This window comes from Actinoplanes sp. ATCC 53533 (genome assembly GCF_003947245.1).
Window position 1 is genome coordinate 1 of record NZ_QHHV01000676.1, and the last position, 712, is coordinate 712.

At 67.0% G+C, this 712-nt stretch carries 1 protein-coding gene; it reads right to left on the minus strand.

Annotation, left to right across the window (positions count from 1 at the left end; genetic code table 11):
- The coding region (locus DMB66_RS60590; RefSeq protein ID WP_199753344.1) for a transposase at positions 1–712 on the minus strand (712 nt) is incomplete at both ends.

Below are 712 nucleotides of genomic sequence, written 5' to 3' on the forward strand. Positions count from 1 at the left end.
CGGCGCAGGTCAGCCAGGCGTCGTTCGCGCTGAACCTCCCGGAGGGAAGATGCGCCAGGGGCCCGGCGATCAAATCGGCGTTGACCTGCTCGATGATGGCGGGTCCGCGGTGCTGCGATTCGGCCTGCACGAGAGTGAACGGCGAATCGGTGAACACCGCGTGATACCGGTAGGTCGGTACGAGTTCTTCCTGACCGGGGATCTGCGTGGGGTCGTCGCGGCGGATCCGGCGCACGATCAGCCGGGCGGTCACCGCGTGGCGGGTGCCGGCGAACGCGGTGTAGACGGTTTCGGCGATCTGCGCGTCGGAGATCCACCGCTGCTGGTCTTCGTCGAAGACGGCCCGCGGATACTTGATGTCGAGCCACTGATCGTCGCTGATGCTGTCGCACGCGGTACGGATCTTCGCGTCGATCCGGGTGGTGACCGAGAACCGCACGTCACGACGCCAGCAGGTGGTAATCACCGTTTTGGTGTAGAACGCCGAGTCCGCCCGGACCACGATCTCACCCGACGCGCCGCACGAGCGGGCGGTCGTGATCGCTTCGGCGATCATGCTGGCGGCGCCGCGGGCGGAGCCGGCGTTACCCGAACGTAGCCTCGTGGCGGCGATGACCGGCGCCGACAGCGGTGTGGAGATGGTGGTGATCAGCGGGTTGTATCCGCGTAGGTAGACGTTGTAGCCGCCGACCTTGGCGTGGCCGAACCCGAT